The sequence below is a fragment of the Candidatus Allofournierella merdipullorum genome (assembly GCF_048426865.1).
Taxonomy (GTDB): Bacteria; Bacillota; Clostridia; order Oscillospirales; family Ruminococcaceae; genus Allofournierella_A; species Allofournierella_A merdipullorum.
In genome coordinates, this window is record NZ_DBFNWJ010000059.1 from 111,210 (window position 1) to 127,781 (window position 16,572).

Genomic DNA, 16,572 nt, shown 5'->3' on the forward strand with positions numbered 1-16,572 from the left:
AAAAGGAGCGGAATGTTATGATGACCAACATGGACAAGCTGTACGAAGCGGTGGCCGCCCGCGGCCCGGTGTGTGTGGGCCTGGACACCGACTTTTCCTACCTGCCGGAGGGCTTTGCCAAGGCAGAGCTGACCGCCGGCGAGAACATCGTGCGGTTCAACAAGGCCGTTGTGGACGCCACCAAGGACGTGGCGGGCTGCTTCAAGGTGCAGATCGCCTATTACGAGAGCCTGGGCCTGGACGGCATCCGCGCCTACAAGGAGACCCTGGACTACGTGAAGGCCGCCGGCATGCCGGTCATCGCGGACATCAAGCGGGGCGACATCGCCAAGACCGCCGAGATGTACGCCAAGGCCCACTTCGAGGGCGACTTCGAGGCCGACTTCATCACCCTGGCCCCCTACATGGGCCTGGATTCCATCCGCCCCTACCTGCCCTACGTCACCGGCGCGGGCAAGGGCCTGTTCGTGCTGGTGCGCACCTCCAACCCCGGCGCGAAGGACTTTGAGTACGAGAAGCTGGCCGACGGCCGCCACGTCTACGACATGGTGGGCGACAAGCTCCACGAGCTGGGTCTCGAGTGTATGGGCGAGAAGGGCTACTCCAGCCTGGGGCTCGTCATCGGCGGCACCCACATCGAGGAGGCGGCGGAAATTCGCGCCCGCTACCAGGACAGCTTCTTCCTCATCCCCGGCTACGGCGCTCAGGGCGGCACCGCCGACGACATCGCCCGCTATCTGGACAAGCACAGCAACGGCGGCGTGGTGAACTCCAGCCGCGCGGTGCTGCTGGCCTACAAGAAGCAGCCCGGCACCGCCTTCGACGAGGCGGCCCGCAACGAGTGCATCAAAATGAAGGAGGCCATTGCCCATGCCTGCAACAGCCTGTGAGGTGAAGGTGCTGGCGCATACCGTCGTTGCGCCGAACATCCGCCTGCTGGCGGTGACGTGGCCCCGGGCGGACAAAGCCCCCCACGCCGGGCAGTTCTTCATGCTGCGCTGCTGGCCGGACACGGCGGCTCCCCTTTTGAGCCGCCCCATCAGCGTCCACAGCTGGGACGAAAGCACCGGCACGCTGGAATTCCTCTATGAGGTGCGGGGCCAGGGCACCCGCCTGCTGGCGGCGCTGCTGCCCGGCGACACCCTGCTGCTCAGCGGCCCGTCGGGCAACGGCTTTGACGTGGCCGCCGCCGAGGGCAAAATTGCGGTGGTGGGCGGCGGCATCGGCACCGCGCCCCTCTACCAGCTGGTGCGGGAACTGGCCGCTGCGGGCAAAAAGCCCGATCTGTACACCGGTTTTCGGGACGAGCCCTACGGCCTGGAGCGCTTTGCGCCCCTGTGCGGCCGGGTGCACGTTGCCACCGACAGCGGCAAGGTGGGCTACCACGGCCTGGTCACCGGCATCCTCCACCCGGAGGAGTACGACCTGGTGCTCTGCTGCGGCCCCGAACCCATGATGAAGGCGGTGGCCGCCAAGTGCGAGGCGGCGGGCGTGAAGTGCCTGGTCAGCCTTGAAAAGAAGATGGCCTGCGGCGTGGGCGCCTGCCTCGGCTGCACCTGCCACACCGCCAGCGGAGCCAAGAGCGTGTGCAAGCACGGCCCTGTGTTCGATTCGAAGGAGGTGTTCGGCCTGTGAGCGATCTGCATGTGGATTTTCTGGGCAAGCGCCTGGCCGGGCCGGTCATCCCGGCCTCCGGCACCTTCGGCTTCGGCGAGGAATACGCCGACATGTACAATTTGAGCGTTTTGGGCGGCATCTGCTCCAAGGGCCTCACCCTGAACGGCAAATACGGCAACGAGGGCGAACGCCTCTATGAGACCCCGGCGGGCCTCATCAACTCCATCGGCCTGCAGAACCCCGGCGTGCGCCACTTCATCGACGAAGAGCTGCCCCGGATGCTGACCCTGGGCACCACGGTGTTTGCGAACCTGGGCGGCGGCTGCATCGAGGACTACGAGGAAGGCGCCCAGATGCTCAGCGAGACCGCCGTGGACTTCATCGAGCTGAACATCAGCTGCCCCAACGTCAAGCAGGGCGGCATCGCCTACGGCATCCGGCCGGACAGCGCCAAAGAGGTGGTCAGCCGGGTGAAGGCGGTGTGCAAAAAGCCGCTGGTGGTGAAACTCAGCCCCCAGGCCGAGGACATCGCCCGCATGGCCGCCGCCTGCGTGGAGGCCGGCGCGGACGCGCTGAGCCTGGTGAACACCTTCCAGGCCTGCGCCATCGACATCGAGCGCCGCAAGCCGGTGTTCAACAACCTGTTTGCCGGCCTCAGCGGCCCCGCCGTCAAACCCATCGCCCTGCGCATGGTCTGGCAGGCGGTGGGCGCGGTGGACGTGCCGGTGATCGGTCTCGGCGGCATCACCACCGGCGCGGACGCGCTGGAATTCATCATGGCCGGCGCCGCCGCCGTGCAGGTGGGCACCGCCAACTTCATGGACCCCCGCGCCGGCGGGCGCATCACCGCCGAGATCGGTGAGTGGATGGACCGCCACGGGGTGAAAAATCTGGACGAGATCCGCGGCTGTGCCCGCGGCTGAAGCCTTAAAACGAAACAAAGGAGAACGAAACCATGAGCAACGCAGTGGAAATTCTGAAAGAGTGCGAGGCCTTCCTGGAGGGCCATTTCCTGCTGAGCAGCGGCCGCCATTCCAGCGCCTACTGCCAGATGGCTTACCTGCAGCAGTACCCCGACAAGTGCGCCGCGGTGATGGCCCCGGTGGCGGAGAAGCTCCGGGAGCTGAACGTGGACGTGGTGGTGGGCCCCGCCATGGGCGGCATCGTCTATGCCTACGAGCTGGGCCGCCAGCTGGGCAAGCGGGCCATCTTCACCGAGCGGGTGGACAACGTGATGACCCTGAAGCGTTTTTCCATCAAGCCCGGCGAGCGCTGCATCATCGCCGAGGACGTGGTGACCACCGGCGTTTCCAGCCTGGAGACCAAGCGGGTCATCGAAGAGGCGGGCGGCGTGTGCCTGGGCATTGCCTGCGTGGTGGACCGCACCAAGGCCGACGCGCCCAGCCCCATCCCCATCGTGGCCAGCGCCGCCAAGCTGGACCTGCCCAACTATCTGCCTGAGGAGTGCCCCATCTGCGCCGAGGGCAAGCTGCCCCTGGTGCATCTGGGCAGCCGCAAGATGAAAGAGCAGGCCAAGCAGACCCTGTGAAAAGCGAAGCAAGGCGGCGGGGCCCCCTTGGCAGATTCTGGGGGCACCTGACCACCATCACCTACCACAAGTGGCTGGTGTTCTGCTACTGCCGGCGGCTGGGCCTTTGGAAGCAGGGGCTTTGCCATGACCTTTCAAAGTACAGCCCGGCGGAGTTCTGGCCGGGGGTGAAGTACTTTCAGGGCAACCGCAGCCCCAACGACGCCCAGCGCAAGGCCGAGGGCTGCAGCACCGCCTGGCTGCACCACAAGGGCCGCAACCGCCACCATCTGGAATACTGGATCGACTACGACCCGGCGGGCACCGGAAACCTCATCGGCAACGAGATGCCGGTGAAGTGTGTGGCGGAGATGCTCTGCGACCGGCTGGCCGCCAGCCGGGTGTATCTGAAGGAGGACTACACCGATTCCTCCGCCTGGGAGTATTACCGGCACGGGCGGGACCACTACATCCTCCACCCGAACACCCGCGCCCTGCTGGAAAAGATGCTGCTTTTGGTGCGGGACGAGGGCGAGGAAAAGGCCTTTGCCATCATCCGCCGGGAAATACTGCATCGCTGAAATGAGCAAAAAAATCCCGCTCCGGTTTTCGCCGGGGCGGGATTTTTGTTTGTTGTTTAAACGGTGGCCGGTTCCGCGGGAGCTTCGGCCTGGGGGGCCTCGGCGGGGGCGGGCTCGGCCGCCTTTTTGGAAGCGGTCTTCTTTGCCGCCGGTTTTTTGGCGGCGGTTTTTTTCGCCGTTTCACCGGCCGTTTTCACCGCGGGCTTTTTGGCCGCAGGCTTCTTCGCCGCCGGCTTCTTCACCGGGGCGGCCTCGGCGGATTCTCCGGCGGGCTCGGCGGGCTTTTTCGCCGCCGGCTTTTTGGGGGCCGGCTTCTTTGCCGCCGGCTTCTTCACCGCGATGGGAGCGCTGGGGTCGATGACGCAGTAGCTCTCCAGCAGCTGCTTGTAGAAGTCCACTGCCGGGGGCAGCGCCAGCACCGACAGGTTCTCCGCCGCGGCGTGGATGCTGGTGTGCTGCTGGTGGTTGATCTCCAGCGGGGCGAAGCGCAGGGCGTTGTCGGTCACTTCCTTGTAGAAGCGGGCGTCGGTGCCGCCGGTCATGATGTAGGGGCAGACGTCGTAGCCCGGGTAGACCTTGGCCATCGTCTCCTCCAGCAGCTTGAAGGGGGCGGCGTTGTAGTCCGCCACCGGGGGCACCGCGTCCTTGTAGATGACCTCGGTCTCCACGCCGCACTGCTTCGCCAGCTTTTCCAGAATGGCGATGCTCTCGTCGGTGGGCTGGTGGGGGATGCAGCGCATGTTGGCGGTGACGTAGGCTTCCTGAGGCAGCACGTTCAGCCCGTCGGAGCCTTTGGCGGTGGTGAAAGCGCAGGTGGTGCGCATCATCGCGCCCGCCAGATGGTTGACCCGGGGCAGAACAAGGCACAGCAGCGGCTCAAACAGCCACAGGTTGCCCAGCACCAGCCGCATGCCGAACTTCATGTTGGGGGCCATGCGGCGGAACATCTCCCGCAGCGTGGGCGAAAAACGGGCCCGGAAGGGATAGTGCTTTTCCACCCGGCACATCAGCTTTGCCAGCCGCACCAGAGCAGTGTTCCGGCCCGGGGCGCTGGCATGGCCGCCGTCGTCTTTGGCCACCAGTTTCACGTCGGCGTAGCCCTTTTCCACCACACCCACCATGCCGTAGCGCCCGCGCACGCCGGCCATGGGGCCTTCCATGATCATGCCGCCCTCGTCCAGCAGAAGGCCCAGCCGCACGCCGTGCTCCTTCAGCCAGGCGGCGGTGGCGGGGGCGCCGTCGCCGCTCCACTCCTCGGTGCAGCTGGAAGCGATGTACACGTCGCACTCCGGCTGCCAGCCGCTTTCCAGCAGCTCTTCCACCGACTGCATGATGCAGAACAGGCTGCCTTTGGTGTCCACCGTGCCGCGGCCCCACACCGCGCCGTCGGCAATGTCGCCGGAGAAGGGCTCGTGGGGCCATTCGCCCTCGGCGGCCACCACGTCCTGATGGCTCATCAGCAGGATGGGCGGCTTCTGGCCGGGGGCAGCGCCGGAAATTTTATAAAGCAGGCTGCCGTTGAATTCCATGATCTCGGCGGTGCGGTGCAGCAGGGGGAAGGTGCGCCGCAGCACCTTGTGGAAGGCGGTGAACTTGCGCCGGTCCGTCTGGCCCCGGAAGGACACCGTCTCGCAGCGCACCAGTTCCGCCAGCCCTTCGGCGTACTTCTGCGCCCGGGCCAGGTCCGCCTCGGGGAACTGGGCCTTCACCGCGCCGGTGGGCTTCATCTGCGCCGCGCGCACCGCCGCCACGGCAACGAGCGCCAGCACCAGCCCCACAACAGCGGCCAGGACCCACAGGATCCACACAAAATCCATAACAAACAGCCTCCTCAACGGGCGCGGAAAAGGGGGCCGCGCCCTGATTTATCTATACAGAATCAGTATAACATATCAAACGCCGCCAGGCCAGACCCTTTGTTCGCGGCAAGAAAATTTTTCCGCCGGGCCAAAGCCCTATTGACAAAGGGGAGCGGGTGAAGTATCGTGATAGTGACAGTGGAGACCTTGCGTGCGCCCGATGCGCCGAAGGCCGCCGCTTTTCTTGATTTTGGAGGGTGTGGGAATGAACAACAACATCACCGGAGGGGTCATCTGGAAGCAGCTTCTGCTGTTCTTCTTCCCCATCTGGTTCGGAACATTTTTTCAGCAGCTCTACAACACCGCCGACGCGGTGATCGTGGGCAACTTTGTGGGCAAGGGGGCCCTTGCGGCGGTAGGCACCACGGCGGTGGTGCAGAACCTGCTGGTGGGCTTCTTTGTGGGCGTGGCCAGCGGCGCTTCGGTGGTCATCAGCCAGTACTACGGCGCAAGAAAGGGTGTGGAGGTGCAGCGCGCGGTGCACACCGCCATGGCCATGGCCCTTCTGGGCGGCGTCGGCATCATGCTTATCGGCTTTGCCGCCAGCCGCTGGGCCCTGTCCATCATGAACACCCCGGCGGACGTGATGGAAGACGCGGTGCTCTATCTGCGCATCTGCTTTTTGGGCATGGTGCCCAGCCTCATTTATAACATGGGCACCGGCATCCTGCGGGCGGTGGGCGACTCCAAGCGGCCGCTCTACTTCCTCATCTGCGCCAGCCTCACCAACATCGTGCTGGACGTGGTGCTGGTGGCGATTCTGGGCATGGGCGTGGCCGGCGCGGCGCTGGCCACCGTGGCCAGCCAGTGCGTGGCGGCGGGCATGACGGTGATGAGCCTCACCCACACCACCGCCTGTTACCGGTTCGTGCCTTCCTACCTGCAGCTGGACAAAGAGATGGTGGAAAAGATCGTGCGCATCGGCCTGCCCGCCGGGCTGCAGTCGGTGATGTACTCTCTGTCCAACAGCGTGGTGCAGGCCTCCATCAACAGCTTCGGCACCGACGTGGTGGCCGCTTACACCGCCTACGGCAAGATCGACAGCATCTTCTGGATGACCATGAACTCCTTCGGTTTGTCCATCACCACCTTCGTGGGCCAGAACTTCGGCGCCGGCCAGTACGACCGGGTGAAGAAGGGCGTGCGCCAGTGCGCGCTGATGGCCTTTGTGGCCACCGGCATGCTGATGGCGGTCACCCTCTTGTTCGGCAGCGTGCTGTTCCGCCTCTTCGTGCAGGACGCGCCGGTGATCGAACAGGGCGTGGAGATCCTGCACTATGTGGTGCCCTTCTGGCCCACCTACGTGCTCATCGAGATCCTCAGCGGCTCGGTGCGCGGCGCGGGCGACTCGCTCATCCCCATGATCATGACCAGCATCGGCGTCTGCGTCACCCGTATCCTGTGGGTGCTCACGGTGGTGGCCACCGTCTGGCACACCCTCATCGGCGCGCTGGCCTGCTACCCCATCAGCTGGTCGCTCACCAGCCTGTTCTTCCTGGTCTACTACCTCCAGGGCGGCTGGCTGCGGCGGCGCATCCGCATCCGCGAAGCGGGCGAGGAACGGCAGCCCGCCTGACACACAAAGAAAAACGCCCCGGCGCTTTGAGCGCCGGGGCGTTTGGTTTATTTCTGCTCCAGAGTCTTGGAGAAGCTGTCCTTCAGAGTCACCGCGCGGTTGAACACGCCGGGGTGCTTGGAGTCGGGGGTGAAGTAGCCCATCCGCACGAACTGGAAGGTCTCGCCGGGCTTTGCGTCCGCCAGCGCCGCCTCAAGCTTCGCGCAGGGCAGCGCCTTCACGCTGTCCGGATTCAGGAAGTCCTTGTAGTCCGCGCCCTCGGGCAGCTCGCCCATGTTCTCCTGGGTGAACAGCTTGTCGTAGAGGCGCACCTCCGCGTCCACCGCGTGGGCGGCGCTCACCCAGTGGATGGTGCCCTTGACCTTGCGGCCGTCGGCGGGCATGCCGTTGCCGGTATCAAGGTCGGCGGTGCAGCGCAGCTCGGCCACTTCGCCGTTTTCGTCCAGAACGACCTCGTTGCACTTGACGATGTAGGCGCCCATCAAGCGCACCTCGCCGTCCGGCTTGAGGCGCTGGAACTTGGGCGGGGGCACCTGGGCAAAGTCGCTGCGCTCGATGTACAACTCACCCGAGAAGGCCACCTTGCGGGTGGAGTCGTCGTTCGCCGCCTTGTTGGGGTTGTTGGGGATGTCGAAGTACTCCACCTTGCCGGCGGGGTAGTTGGTGATGGTGAGCTTGATGGGGTCGGTCACCGCCATGCGCCGGGGGGAGGTGAGCTCCAGCTCGGTGCGCAGGCAGTGCTCCAGCAGGCGGTAGTCCACCAGGCTGTACACCTTGGAAACGCCCGCCTTCTTCACGAACTCGAAGATGCTGGAGGGGGTGTAGCCCCGGCGGCGCAGGCCGCACAGGGTGGGCATGCGGGGGTCGTCCCAGCCGTCCACGATGTTCTTTTCCACCAGTTCCCGCAGGTAGCGCTTGCTCATCACCGTGTTGGACACGTTCAGCCGCGCGAACTCACGCTGGATGGGGAAGGGGCCCAGATGCAGGTTGTCGATGACCCACTCGTACAGAGGCCGGTGGTTCTCGAACTCCAGGCTGCACATGCTGTGGGTGATGCCCTCGATGGCGTCCTGGATGGGATGGGCAAAGTCGTAGAGCGGGTAGATGCACCAGGCGTCGCCCTGGCGGTGGTGGTGGGCACGCACGATGCGGTAGATGGCCGGGTCGCGCATGTTCATGTTGGGGCTGGCCATGTCGATCTTGGCCCGCAGGGTGCGGCTGCCGTCGGCGAATTCACCGGCGCGCATACGGCGGAAGAGGTCCAGGTTCTCCTCCACCGAGCGGTCGCGCCAGGGGCTGGGCCGGCCCGGCTCGGTCAGAGTGCCCCGGTACTCCTGCATCTGCTCGCGGGAGAGGTCGCACACATAGGCCTTGCCCTCCTTGATGAGCTGCTCGGCGTACTGATAGCACTGCTCGAAGTAGTCGCTGCCGTAGAAAATGCCGCCGTTGGGAATGGCTCCCAGCCAGCGCAGGTCCTCTTCAATGCTCTTGACGTACTCGTCGTCCTCCCGCACGGGGTTGGTGTCGTCATAGCGCAGGTTGAACTTGCCGCCGTAGGCCTGGGCGATGCCCCAGTTGATCCAGATGGCCTTGGCGCTGCCGATGTGCAGGTAGCCGTTGGGTTCCGGCGGGAAACGGGTATGGATCTCTTTCACACGGCCTTCGGCCAGGTCCGCGTCGATGATCTCGGTGAGAAAATTGCTGGGCTTTTCCATGGTTTGCCCCTCCTCGAAAGCTGTCCGGATGCCGGCAGTGCTGCCCGCATTCCATTATCTGTACTATTTTACAGGATTTTTTCTGCGATTGCAATACGTCCGGCGGGTCTGCCGCCCCGGGGTTTGACAAAAAAGGCAGATGTATGGTACTTTATTACCGATAATGGGGCAGTGAGCCATTCTGCGCCCTTTCGCCCCGCAGGAAAGAGAGTATTTTAATAGTATGTTCCATAAACCCAAATTCGCCACGAAAGACTTCGTGGTGTACGCGCTTCTTCTGAATCTGGGCCTGCTTTTCACGGCGGTGGGCATCCACCTGTTCAAGACCCCCAACCACTTCGCCATGGGCGGCACCAGCGGCGTTTCCATCATCCTGGCCAGCCTCTGGCCGGAGCTGAACGTGGGCGGCGCGCTGTTCATCATCAACGCCGCGCTGGTGGTGCTGGGCCTGGTGTTCCTGGGCGCAAAGACCATGGGCGTGACTATCTATTCCTCCTTTGCCCTGTCCGCCTTTGTGGCGGTGCTGGAAAAGGTGTATCCCATGCCCCGCCCCTTCACCGACGACACCCTGCTGGAGCTGTGCTTCGCGGTGGCCCTGCCCGCCATCGGCAGCGCCATCGTGTTCAACGTGGGCGCCTCCACCGGCGGCACCGACATCGTGGCCATGATCCTGGCCAAGTACACCGGCCTGGAAGTGGGCCGCGCGCTGCTGGTGAGCGACATCGCCATCGTCGTTTGGGCGGGCGGGATCTACGGCGTGGCCACCGGCCTTTACTGCCTGCTGGGCACCTTTGCCAAGGCCTTCGTGGTGGACAGCATGATCGAGAGCTTCAACCAGCGCAAGGTCATCACCGTCATCACCTCCCGGCCGGAGGAGCTGAAGTCCTTCATTCTGGAAAAGCTCAACCGCAGCGCCACGGTCTACACCGCCAAGGGCGCCTACACCGGCAAGGAGGAGCAGGTGTACACCACCGTGCTCACCCGCCGGCAGGCGGTGGCCCTGCGCAACCATCTGCGCCGGGCGGACCCCACGGCCTTTTTGACCATCGTCAATTCCTCCGAGATCGTGGGCAAAGGCTTCCGCTCGCTGTGAGCGGCGGGGTTCAAACATTTTTAAAAATTCCCTGTTATACTCAAACTGTTTTGCTGCTTTTTCGCGTCCTCGCCACGGGGGCAGGGCGTGTCTGATAAAGAAAGAGGAGATCGAATGCGCGTTGGTCTGGACATTGGTTCCACTACCATCAAATGTGTGGTTCTGAACGACGCGGACGAGGTGATTTTTGACACCTACGAGCGCCACGGAAGCCACATCACCGAAAAAGCCAAGGAGATCCTGGGCAAGCTGCACCAGCAGCTGGGCGGGCGCACCGCCTACCTTGCCATCTCCGGCTCCGCGGGCATGGGCCTGGCGGGGAGCTGCGGCGTACCCTTTGTGCAGGAGGTGTTTGCCACCCGGGTGGCGGCAAAGCGCCTTGCGCCCCAGACCGACGTCATCATCGAGCTGGGAGGCGAGGACGCCAAGATCCTCTTCCTCACCGGCGGCACCGAGGTGCGCATGAACGGCAGCTGCGCCGGCGGCACCGGCGCCTTCATCGACCAGATGGCCACCCTTTTGAAAATGAGCCCGGAGGAACTGAACACCGCCGCGGCCTCTTCCACCAAGACCTATACCATTGCCAGCCGCTGCGGCGTGTTCGCCAAGAGCGACATCCAGCCCCTCATCAACCAGGGCGCGGCGGCGGGAGACATCGCCGCCTCCATCTACGGCGCGGTGGTGAACCAGACCATCGCCGGCCTGGCCCAGGGCCGGGCCATCAAGGGCAATATCCTGTATCTGGGCGGGCCGCTCACCTTCAACAGCGTGCTGCGCCAGAGCTTTGACAAGGCGCTGGGGGCAAAGGGCCTGTGCCCCGAGCACAGCCTCCACTTTGTGGCCCTGGGCGCGGCGTTCTATGCCGACAAGCAGTTCAACCTGGCGCAGGTGGCCGACGCGGTGGAGCACAACGCCGCCTCCGGCAGCTGGGCCAGCGAGCCGCCCCTTTTCGCCTCCAAGGAGGAGTACGAGGCCTTCCACGCCCGGCATCTGAAAGCCAGCGTGCCCCATGTGCCCTTCGCCGCCGACTGCGGCCCGGTTCACATCGGCATCGACTCCGGCTCCACCACCGTGAAGCTGGCGGTCATCGACCAGAACGCCAACCTGCTCTTCACCAGCTACCAGCCCAACCTGGGCAACCCGGTGCCGCTGGTCAAAGAGGTGCTGGAAAAGCTCTACGCCGCCCATCCGGGCCTGGAGGTGGCCAGCGTCACCACCACCGGCTACGGCGAGGCCCTCATCCAGCACGCCTTCAACGCCGACGCCGGCGTGGTGGAAACGGTGGCTCACTTCACCGCCGCCCGCCATTTCCTGCCCGAGGTGGACTTCATCATCGACATCGGCGGCCAGGACATGAAGTGCTTCAAGATCGAGGACGGCGCCATCAGCGACATCTTCCTCAACGAGGCCTGTTCCTCCGGCTGCGGCAGCTTCTTGCAGACCTTCGCCGAAGCCCTGGGCTACGACGTGAAGGAGTTCTCGGCTCTCGGCCTCTTTGCCGACCGCCCGGTGGACCTGGGCAGCCGCTGCACCGTGTTCATGAACTCCAGCGTCAAGCAGGCCCAGAAGGACGGCGCCTCCATCCAGAACATCTCGGCGGGCCTGTCCATCAGCGTGGTCAAGAACGCTTTGTATAAGGTCATCCGCGCCTCCAGCCCCGAGGAACTGGGCCGCCACATCGTGGTGCAGGGCGGCACCTTCTACAACGAGGCCGTGCTGCGCGCCTTTGAAAAGGAGATGGGCGTGGAGGTCATCCGGCCGGACATCGCCGGTCTGATGGGCGCTTTCGGCGCGGCGCTTCACGGCCGCGCCACCGCAAAGCCCGGCCAGCGGAGCACCGTGTTGGGCCCCGAGGAGCTGGCAAACTTCAGCCAGACCACCCGCACCGTGCAGTGCAACGGCTGCACCAACCACTGCCAGCTCACGGTGAACACCTTCGCCGGCGGGCGGCGGCTCATCAGCGGCAACCGCTGCGAGCACCCGGTGAGCGGCGGAGCCGCCGGCGGCGACGACGCGCTGAATCTTTACCGCTACAAGCAGAACCTGCTGGCGGGCTATAAGCCGGTGGAGGGCCGCCGGGGCCGCATCGGCATCCCCCTGTGCCTGAATATGTACGAGCTGCTGCCCTTCTGGCACGCCTTCTTCACCAGTCTGGGCTTTGCCGTGGTCACCAGCCCGGCCTCCGACCGCGCCCTCTACACCGCCGGCCAGGCCAGCATCCCCAGCGACACGGTGTGCTTCCCCGCAAAACTCGCCCACGGCCACATCAAGGCGCTGAGCGAGATGGGCGTGGACGCCATCTTCTACCCCTGCATGAGCTACAACATCGACGAGCACCTGGGCGACAACCACTACAACTGCCCGGTGGTGGCCTACTACCCCGAAGTGCTGGAGGTCAACTGCCCCGAACTGGCTTCCATCCCCTTCATCAACGACTTCGTGGGCCTGCACCGCCCGGCGGATTTCAAAAACAAAATGTATTTTATCCTTAAAAAATACTTTAAGGATATCGAAAAGGCCGAGGTGGCCAAGGCCGCCGACCTGGGCTATGCCGAGTATCACGACCACATGCAGCGCCTGCGGGACAAGGGCGCCCAGATCATTGCCAGCGCCCGGGCGGCGGGCAAGCGCATCATCGTGCTGGCGGGCCGGCCCTACCATGTGGACCCGGAAGTGAACCACGGCATCGACGGCCTCATCTGCCAGCACGGCGCGGCGGTCGTCACCGAGGACAGCGTGGCCTGGCACATGGAGAAATTCCCCACCACCGTGCTCAACCAGTGGACCTACCACTCCCGCCTGTACGCCGCGGCCAAATACTGCACCACCCAGCCGGACATGGACCTGGTGCAGCTGGTGAGCTTCGGCTGCGGTGTGGACGCCATCACCACCGACGAGACCCGCAGCATCCTGCAGGCGGGGGGCAAGCTGTATACCCAGCTGAAGATCGACGAGATCACGAACCTGGGCGCGGTGAACATCCGTCTGCGCAGCCTCTTCGCCGCGCTGGACGAAAAGGACAGAAAGGGGGAATGAGGAAATGGAAAACGCCATGAACTACCCGCGCTTTACGCCCCAAATGAAAAAGACCCACACCATCCTCATCCCCAACATGGCCCCGGTGCAGTTCACCCTGCTGCAGGCGGCGCTGGAAAAGGAAGGCTACCGCACCGAGATTTTGGGCAACTGCGGCAGCCAGGTGGCCCAGCTGGGCCTGAAATACGTCCACAACGACACCTGCTATCCGGCGCTGCTGGTCATCGGCCAGTTTCTGGATGCGCTGAACAGCGGCAAGTACGACCTGGACCACACCGCCCTGCTCATCACCCAGACGGGCGGCGGCTGCCGGGCCTCCAACTACATCCACCTGCTGCGCAAGGCGCTGGCCCGCGCGGGCTACGGCCACATCCCGGTGGCCAGCCTGAACTTCTCGGGCCTGGAAAAGGACTCGGGCTTCAAAATGACCCTGCCTTTGCTCAAAATGGCTCTGGCGGCTATCGTCTACGGCGATTTGCTGATGGCCCTGCGCAACCAGACCTCCCCCTACGAGAAGGAAAAGGGCGCGGCCGAGGCCCTCACCCAAAAATGGCTGGCCCGCCTGCGTAAAGACTTTTTGGCCGGCCGGAACATCTCGGCGGGCGCGATGAAAAAACTCTTCCCCGCCATCGCCGCCGACTACGCCGCCATCCCCGTGGAGCGGGTGCCCAAGGTGAAGGTGGGCGTCGTGGGCGAAATTTACGTCAAGTATTCGCCTCTGGGCAACAACCGGCTGGAGGAATTTTTGGCCGGCGAAGGCTGCGAAGTGAACCTGCCGGGCCTTTTGGGCTTCGTGCAGTACTGCATCAGCAACATGGGCGACACCGTGCGCTTTTACGGCGGCTCCAGGGCCGCCGTCTGGGGCTCCGAGGCGCTGCTGAAGTATATGGACGGCATCGAGCGGGCGGCGGGCGCGGCCATGAAGGCGGCGGGCTTCCACGCCCCCGCGCCCTTCCTGGAACTGCGCACCATGGCCGACGGCATCATCAGCCGGGGCAACAAGATGGGCGAGGGCTGGCTGCTCACCGCCGAGATGGTGGAGCTGGTCACCAGCGGCTACGAGAACATCGTCTGCGCCCAGCCCTTCGGCTGCCTGCCCAACCACATCTGCGGCAAGGGCATGATCAGCCGCATCCGGGCCATCTACCCCACCGCCAACATCACCCCCATCGACTATGACCCCAGCGCCACGCCGGTGAACCAGGAGAACCGCATCAAGCTGATGCTCAGCGTGGCCAAGGAGCGGCTGGACGAAGCCGCCGCCCCTGCCGCCCCCGCGCTGGAAGAACCGGTGACCGCGGGCGAAAAGGCCGTGCCGGCCTATCTGTAAAATAACTTTGGAGCGGGGCGGGCGTTTTGTCCGCCCCGTGCCGTGAGAGGAACGAGAGACAAATGGCCCAGCTGATCGTATTTGACATGGAGTGGAACATGGGTTACGCGCCCAAGACCTTCCGTTACCAGGGCGCGGAGCAGACCTTGCGGGGCGAGATCATCCAGATCGGCGCGGCAAAGGTGGAAGGCGGCAAGATCACCGACACCTTCACCGTGACCATGCGGCCCAAAATTTTCCCGAAACTCCACCATCATGTGGCCAAGGTCACCGGCCTCACCCAGAAGGACCTGGCGGCGGGCGTGCCCATCGCCGAGGGGCTGCGCCGCTTCATGGACTGGTGCGGCCCCGACGCGGCTCTGGGCGAGTGGGGCCAGGACGACGTGCCGGTGCTCAAGCAGAACCTGGTGCTGGCGGGGCTGGATGAGACCTGGCCCCACACCTGGTACGACCTGCAGCGGGCCTTCCTCAGCCAGCGGCCCCGGGCCGAGGGGGAGAGCATGACGCTGGAAAACGTGGTGGAGCGCCTTGGCATCGAAAAGGACGAGGCCTTCCACGACGCGCTGGCCGACGCGGTGTACACCGCGAAGGTGTGCTCCTTCATCGACCTGGACAAGGCGCTGGCGGAGTACCCCAGCGAGGAGGAACAGCTGCGCGCCCTCGCCTGCCCGGAGGACAGCCGCCGCACCGACTTCACCCTCTGGAAGGGCTACGCCGACGGCGAAGTGTGGCTCACCGATGAGACCATGCGCCGGGCGGTGTGCCCGCAGTGCGGCGCGCCCCTTATCCCCAACGAGGGAGACTGGTGGCTGCGCAAGGGCAACAACAGCCTTTACTCCATGGCCCATTGCGCCGCCCACGGCCCGGTGCTCATCTGGCTGCGGCGGATGCGCTCCGACGGGCTGCACCACACCTTTGCCCGGGCCACCGAGCCTGCGGACGAAGCCCAGACCGCCCGCTGGGAGAAGGACAAGAAAGCCGCCATTGCCCGGGCCAAGCGCCGGGCCGAGCTGGAAGCGGCCGAGGCCGCCGAGCGGGTGAAAAACGCCGGACAATAAGAGAAAAAAGCACGGGAAATTTTCCCGTGCTTTTTTGTAATATTTCGGCCTTGAAAAAAGTCTTATGGTCACAACAGGGGGAAGGAGGCGGCAGCCCGGTGGAGTTTGAGGACGTCTACAAAGCATATTTCGGCCCGGTCTACCGCTATCTTCTGCGCCTTTCGGGGGACGAGCAGATGGCGGAGGAGCTGACCGGCGAGACCTTTTTCCGGGCGCTGCGGGCGGCGGAGGGCTTCCGGGGCGAGTGCGAGGTGCGGGTCTGGCTGTGCCAGATCGCCAAAAACGCTTACTACACCCATCTGAAAAAAAGCCGCCGGACCCGCCCCGCCGACGAGACCCTGCTGGGGCAGCTGGCCGACCCCGCCCCGCCCCCGGAAGAGACGGCCGCCGCCCGGGACCAGGCGGCCCGCCTGCGGGCCATCGCGGAAGAACTGCCCGAGCCCTACCGGGAGGTCTTTCGCCTGCGGGCCTTCGGGGAACTGCTCTACAAGGACATCGGAAGCCTTTACGGAAAAACCGCAAACTGGGCCTGCGTCACTTGCCACCGGGCCCGGGAGATGATACGCCGCCGCTGGGAGGAGGAAGAGGAATGAAAAACGAGTGCAGCATCGTGGGGGACCTGCTGGCCCTCTGGATGGACGGGCTGGTGAGCGAGGACACCGCCGCCTTTGTGGAGGAACACCTGGCCCGCTGCGCCGCCTGCCGCGCCCGGCTGGAACAGCTGCGCGCCCCCGCCGCCCCGCCGGAGACGGTGCAGGAAGAACGGGCCTTTTACGCCTTTGCCGCCCGGTGGAAGAAAAAACGCCGCCGGGTGCTGGCGGCCTTTGTCGCCCTGTCCTTGGCCGCCGCGATGCTGGCGGCATGCCTTTTCTCCCTTCTCACCTTCGGCACCGCGAATTTTGCCTCGGCGGCGTGGGGCCTTGCCCAGGTAACCTTTCTGGAAGAGCCCTGGGCGGAGGTGTCCGCAGCCCCTAAAGTGGTTCTGGCCGCGCCGGAGACCGACATCACCAACTATATGGCCGGGCGGGGCTTTGCCGAAAACGAACAGGAGCGGATGAGCGCTCTGCGGGTGTTTGAAAAGGACGGCGTTCAGGAACATGTTCTGTGCGGCGTAAACCGGTCCTTTGCCCGATGGGTCTGGCAATAAAAAAGAGGGGGGGGAGCGCCCGGCTTTGTGCC

At 64.8% G+C, this 16,572-nt stretch carries 14 protein-coding genes; 12 read left to right on the forward strand and 2 right to left on the reverse strand.

The window, feature by feature from the left end; translation table 11 throughout:
* The first annotated feature begins 20 nt into the window (after positions 1-20).
* Genes pyrF through ACMNAY_RS11385 form a run of 5 tightly spaced genes read left to right on the forward strand, consistent with a single transcriptional unit; the run spans position 21 to position 3,726 of the window.
* Positions 21-890 (forward strand): orotidine-5'-phosphate decarboxylase, encoded by an 870-nt coding sequence (pyrF, locus tag ACMNAY_RS11365; RefSeq protein ID WP_418719485.1) that lies wholly within the window; start codon positions 21-23, stop codon positions 888-890.
* The gene (locus ACMNAY_RS11370) at positions 871-1,635 is read left to right on the forward strand and encodes a dihydroorotate dehydrogenase electron transfer subunit (RefSeq protein ID WP_394977026.1); all 765 of its coding nucleotides are present in this window, start codon (positions 871-873) and stop codon (positions 1,633-1,635) included. The genes pyrF and ACMNAY_RS11370 overlap by 20 nt, the downstream gene beginning before the upstream one ends.
* A complete protein-coding gene (locus tag ACMNAY_RS11375; RefSeq protein WP_418719472.1) occupies positions 1,632-2,540 on the forward strand; it encodes a dihydroorotate dehydrogenase in 909 nt (302 codons plus the stop codon). The genes ACMNAY_RS11370 and ACMNAY_RS11375 overlap by 4 nt, the downstream gene beginning before the upstream one ends.
* 32 nt (positions 2,541-2,572) lie before the next feature.
* Positions 2,573-3,166 (forward strand): orotate phosphoribosyltransferase, encoded by a 594-nt coding sequence (gene pyrE, locus ACMNAY_RS11380; RefSeq protein WP_418719473.1) that lies wholly within the window; start codon positions 2,573-2,575, stop codon positions 3,164-3,166.
* Complete coding sequence (locus tag ACMNAY_RS11385) at positions 3,163-3,726, forward strand: DUF5662 family protein (RefSeq protein WP_418719474.1); 564 nt, start codon at positions 3,163-3,165, stop codon at positions 3,724-3,726. Before pyrE ends, ACMNAY_RS11385 begins: the two co-directional genes overlap by 4 nt.
* Before the next feature lie 56 nt (positions 3,727-3,782).
* Here ACMNAY_RS11385 and ACMNAY_RS11390 read toward each other — a convergent pair whose 3' ends face one another.
* Complete coding sequence (locus tag ACMNAY_RS11390; RefSeq protein WP_418719475.1) at positions 3,783-5,543, reverse strand: M20/M25/M40 family metallo-hydrolase; 1,761 nt, start codon at positions 5,541-5,543, stop codon at positions 3,783-3,785.
* A 247-nt stretch (positions 5,544-5,790) separates the two neighbouring features.
* On the opposite strand from ACMNAY_RS11390, the gene ACMNAY_RS11395 reads away from it, so the two are divergent.
* Positions 5,791-7,161 (forward strand): MATE family efflux transporter, encoded by a 1,371-nt coding sequence (locus ACMNAY_RS11395; protein WP_394977020.1) that lies wholly within the window; start codon positions 5,791-5,793, stop codon positions 7,159-7,161.
* Between the two features lie 47 nt (positions 7,162-7,208).
* Here the strand turns inward: ACMNAY_RS11395 and ACMNAY_RS11400 are convergent, their stop codons facing one another.
* Entirely contained in the window at positions 7,209-8,876 is a 1,668-nt protein-coding gene (locus ACMNAY_RS11400; RefSeq protein WP_418719476.1) for a glutamine--tRNA ligase/YqeY domain fusion protein, read from the reverse strand.
* Positions 8,877-9,099: 223 nt separating this feature from the next.
* On the opposite strand from ACMNAY_RS11400, the gene ACMNAY_RS11405 reads away from it, so the two are divergent.
* From ACMNAY_RS11405 to ACMNAY_RS11430, 6 genes are all read left to right on the forward strand, one after another.
* The gene (locus ACMNAY_RS11405; RefSeq protein WP_418719477.1) at positions 9,100-9,969 is read left to right on the forward strand and encodes a YitT family protein; all 870 of its coding nucleotides are present in this window, start codon (positions 9,100-9,102) and stop codon (positions 9,967-9,969) included.
* A 114-nt stretch (positions 9,970-10,083) separates the two neighbouring features.
* Positions 10,084-13,005: an acyl-CoA dehydratase activase gene (locus tag ACMNAY_RS11410; RefSeq protein WP_418719478.1), complete on the forward strand. Its 2,922-nt coding sequence runs from the start codon at positions 10,084-10,086 to the stop codon at positions 13,003-13,005.
* A 4-nt stretch (positions 13,006-13,009) separates the two neighbouring features.
* Positions 13,010-14,335 (forward strand): 2-hydroxyglutaryl-CoA dehydratase, encoded by a 1,326-nt coding sequence (locus tag ACMNAY_RS11415; protein WP_418719479.1) that lies wholly within the window; start codon positions 13,010-13,012, stop codon positions 14,333-14,335.
* A gap of 62 nt (positions 14,336-14,397) precedes the next feature.
* A complete protein-coding gene (locus ACMNAY_RS11420) occupies positions 14,398-15,393 on the forward strand; it encodes an exonuclease domain-containing protein (protein ID WP_418719480.1) in 996 nt (331 codons plus the stop codon).
* Positions 15,394-15,491: 98 nt separating this feature from the next.
* Complete coding sequence (locus tag ACMNAY_RS11425) at positions 15,492-15,986, forward strand: RNA polymerase sigma factor (protein WP_418719481.1); 495 nt, start codon at positions 15,492-15,494, stop codon at positions 15,984-15,986.
* A complete protein-coding gene (locus ACMNAY_RS11430) occupies positions 15,983-16,540 on the forward strand; it encodes an anti-sigma factor family protein (RefSeq protein ID WP_418719482.1) in 558 nt (185 codons plus the stop codon). The genes ACMNAY_RS11425 and ACMNAY_RS11430 overlap by 4 nt, the downstream gene beginning before the upstream one ends.
* Positions 16,541-16,572 lie beyond the last annotated feature (32 nt).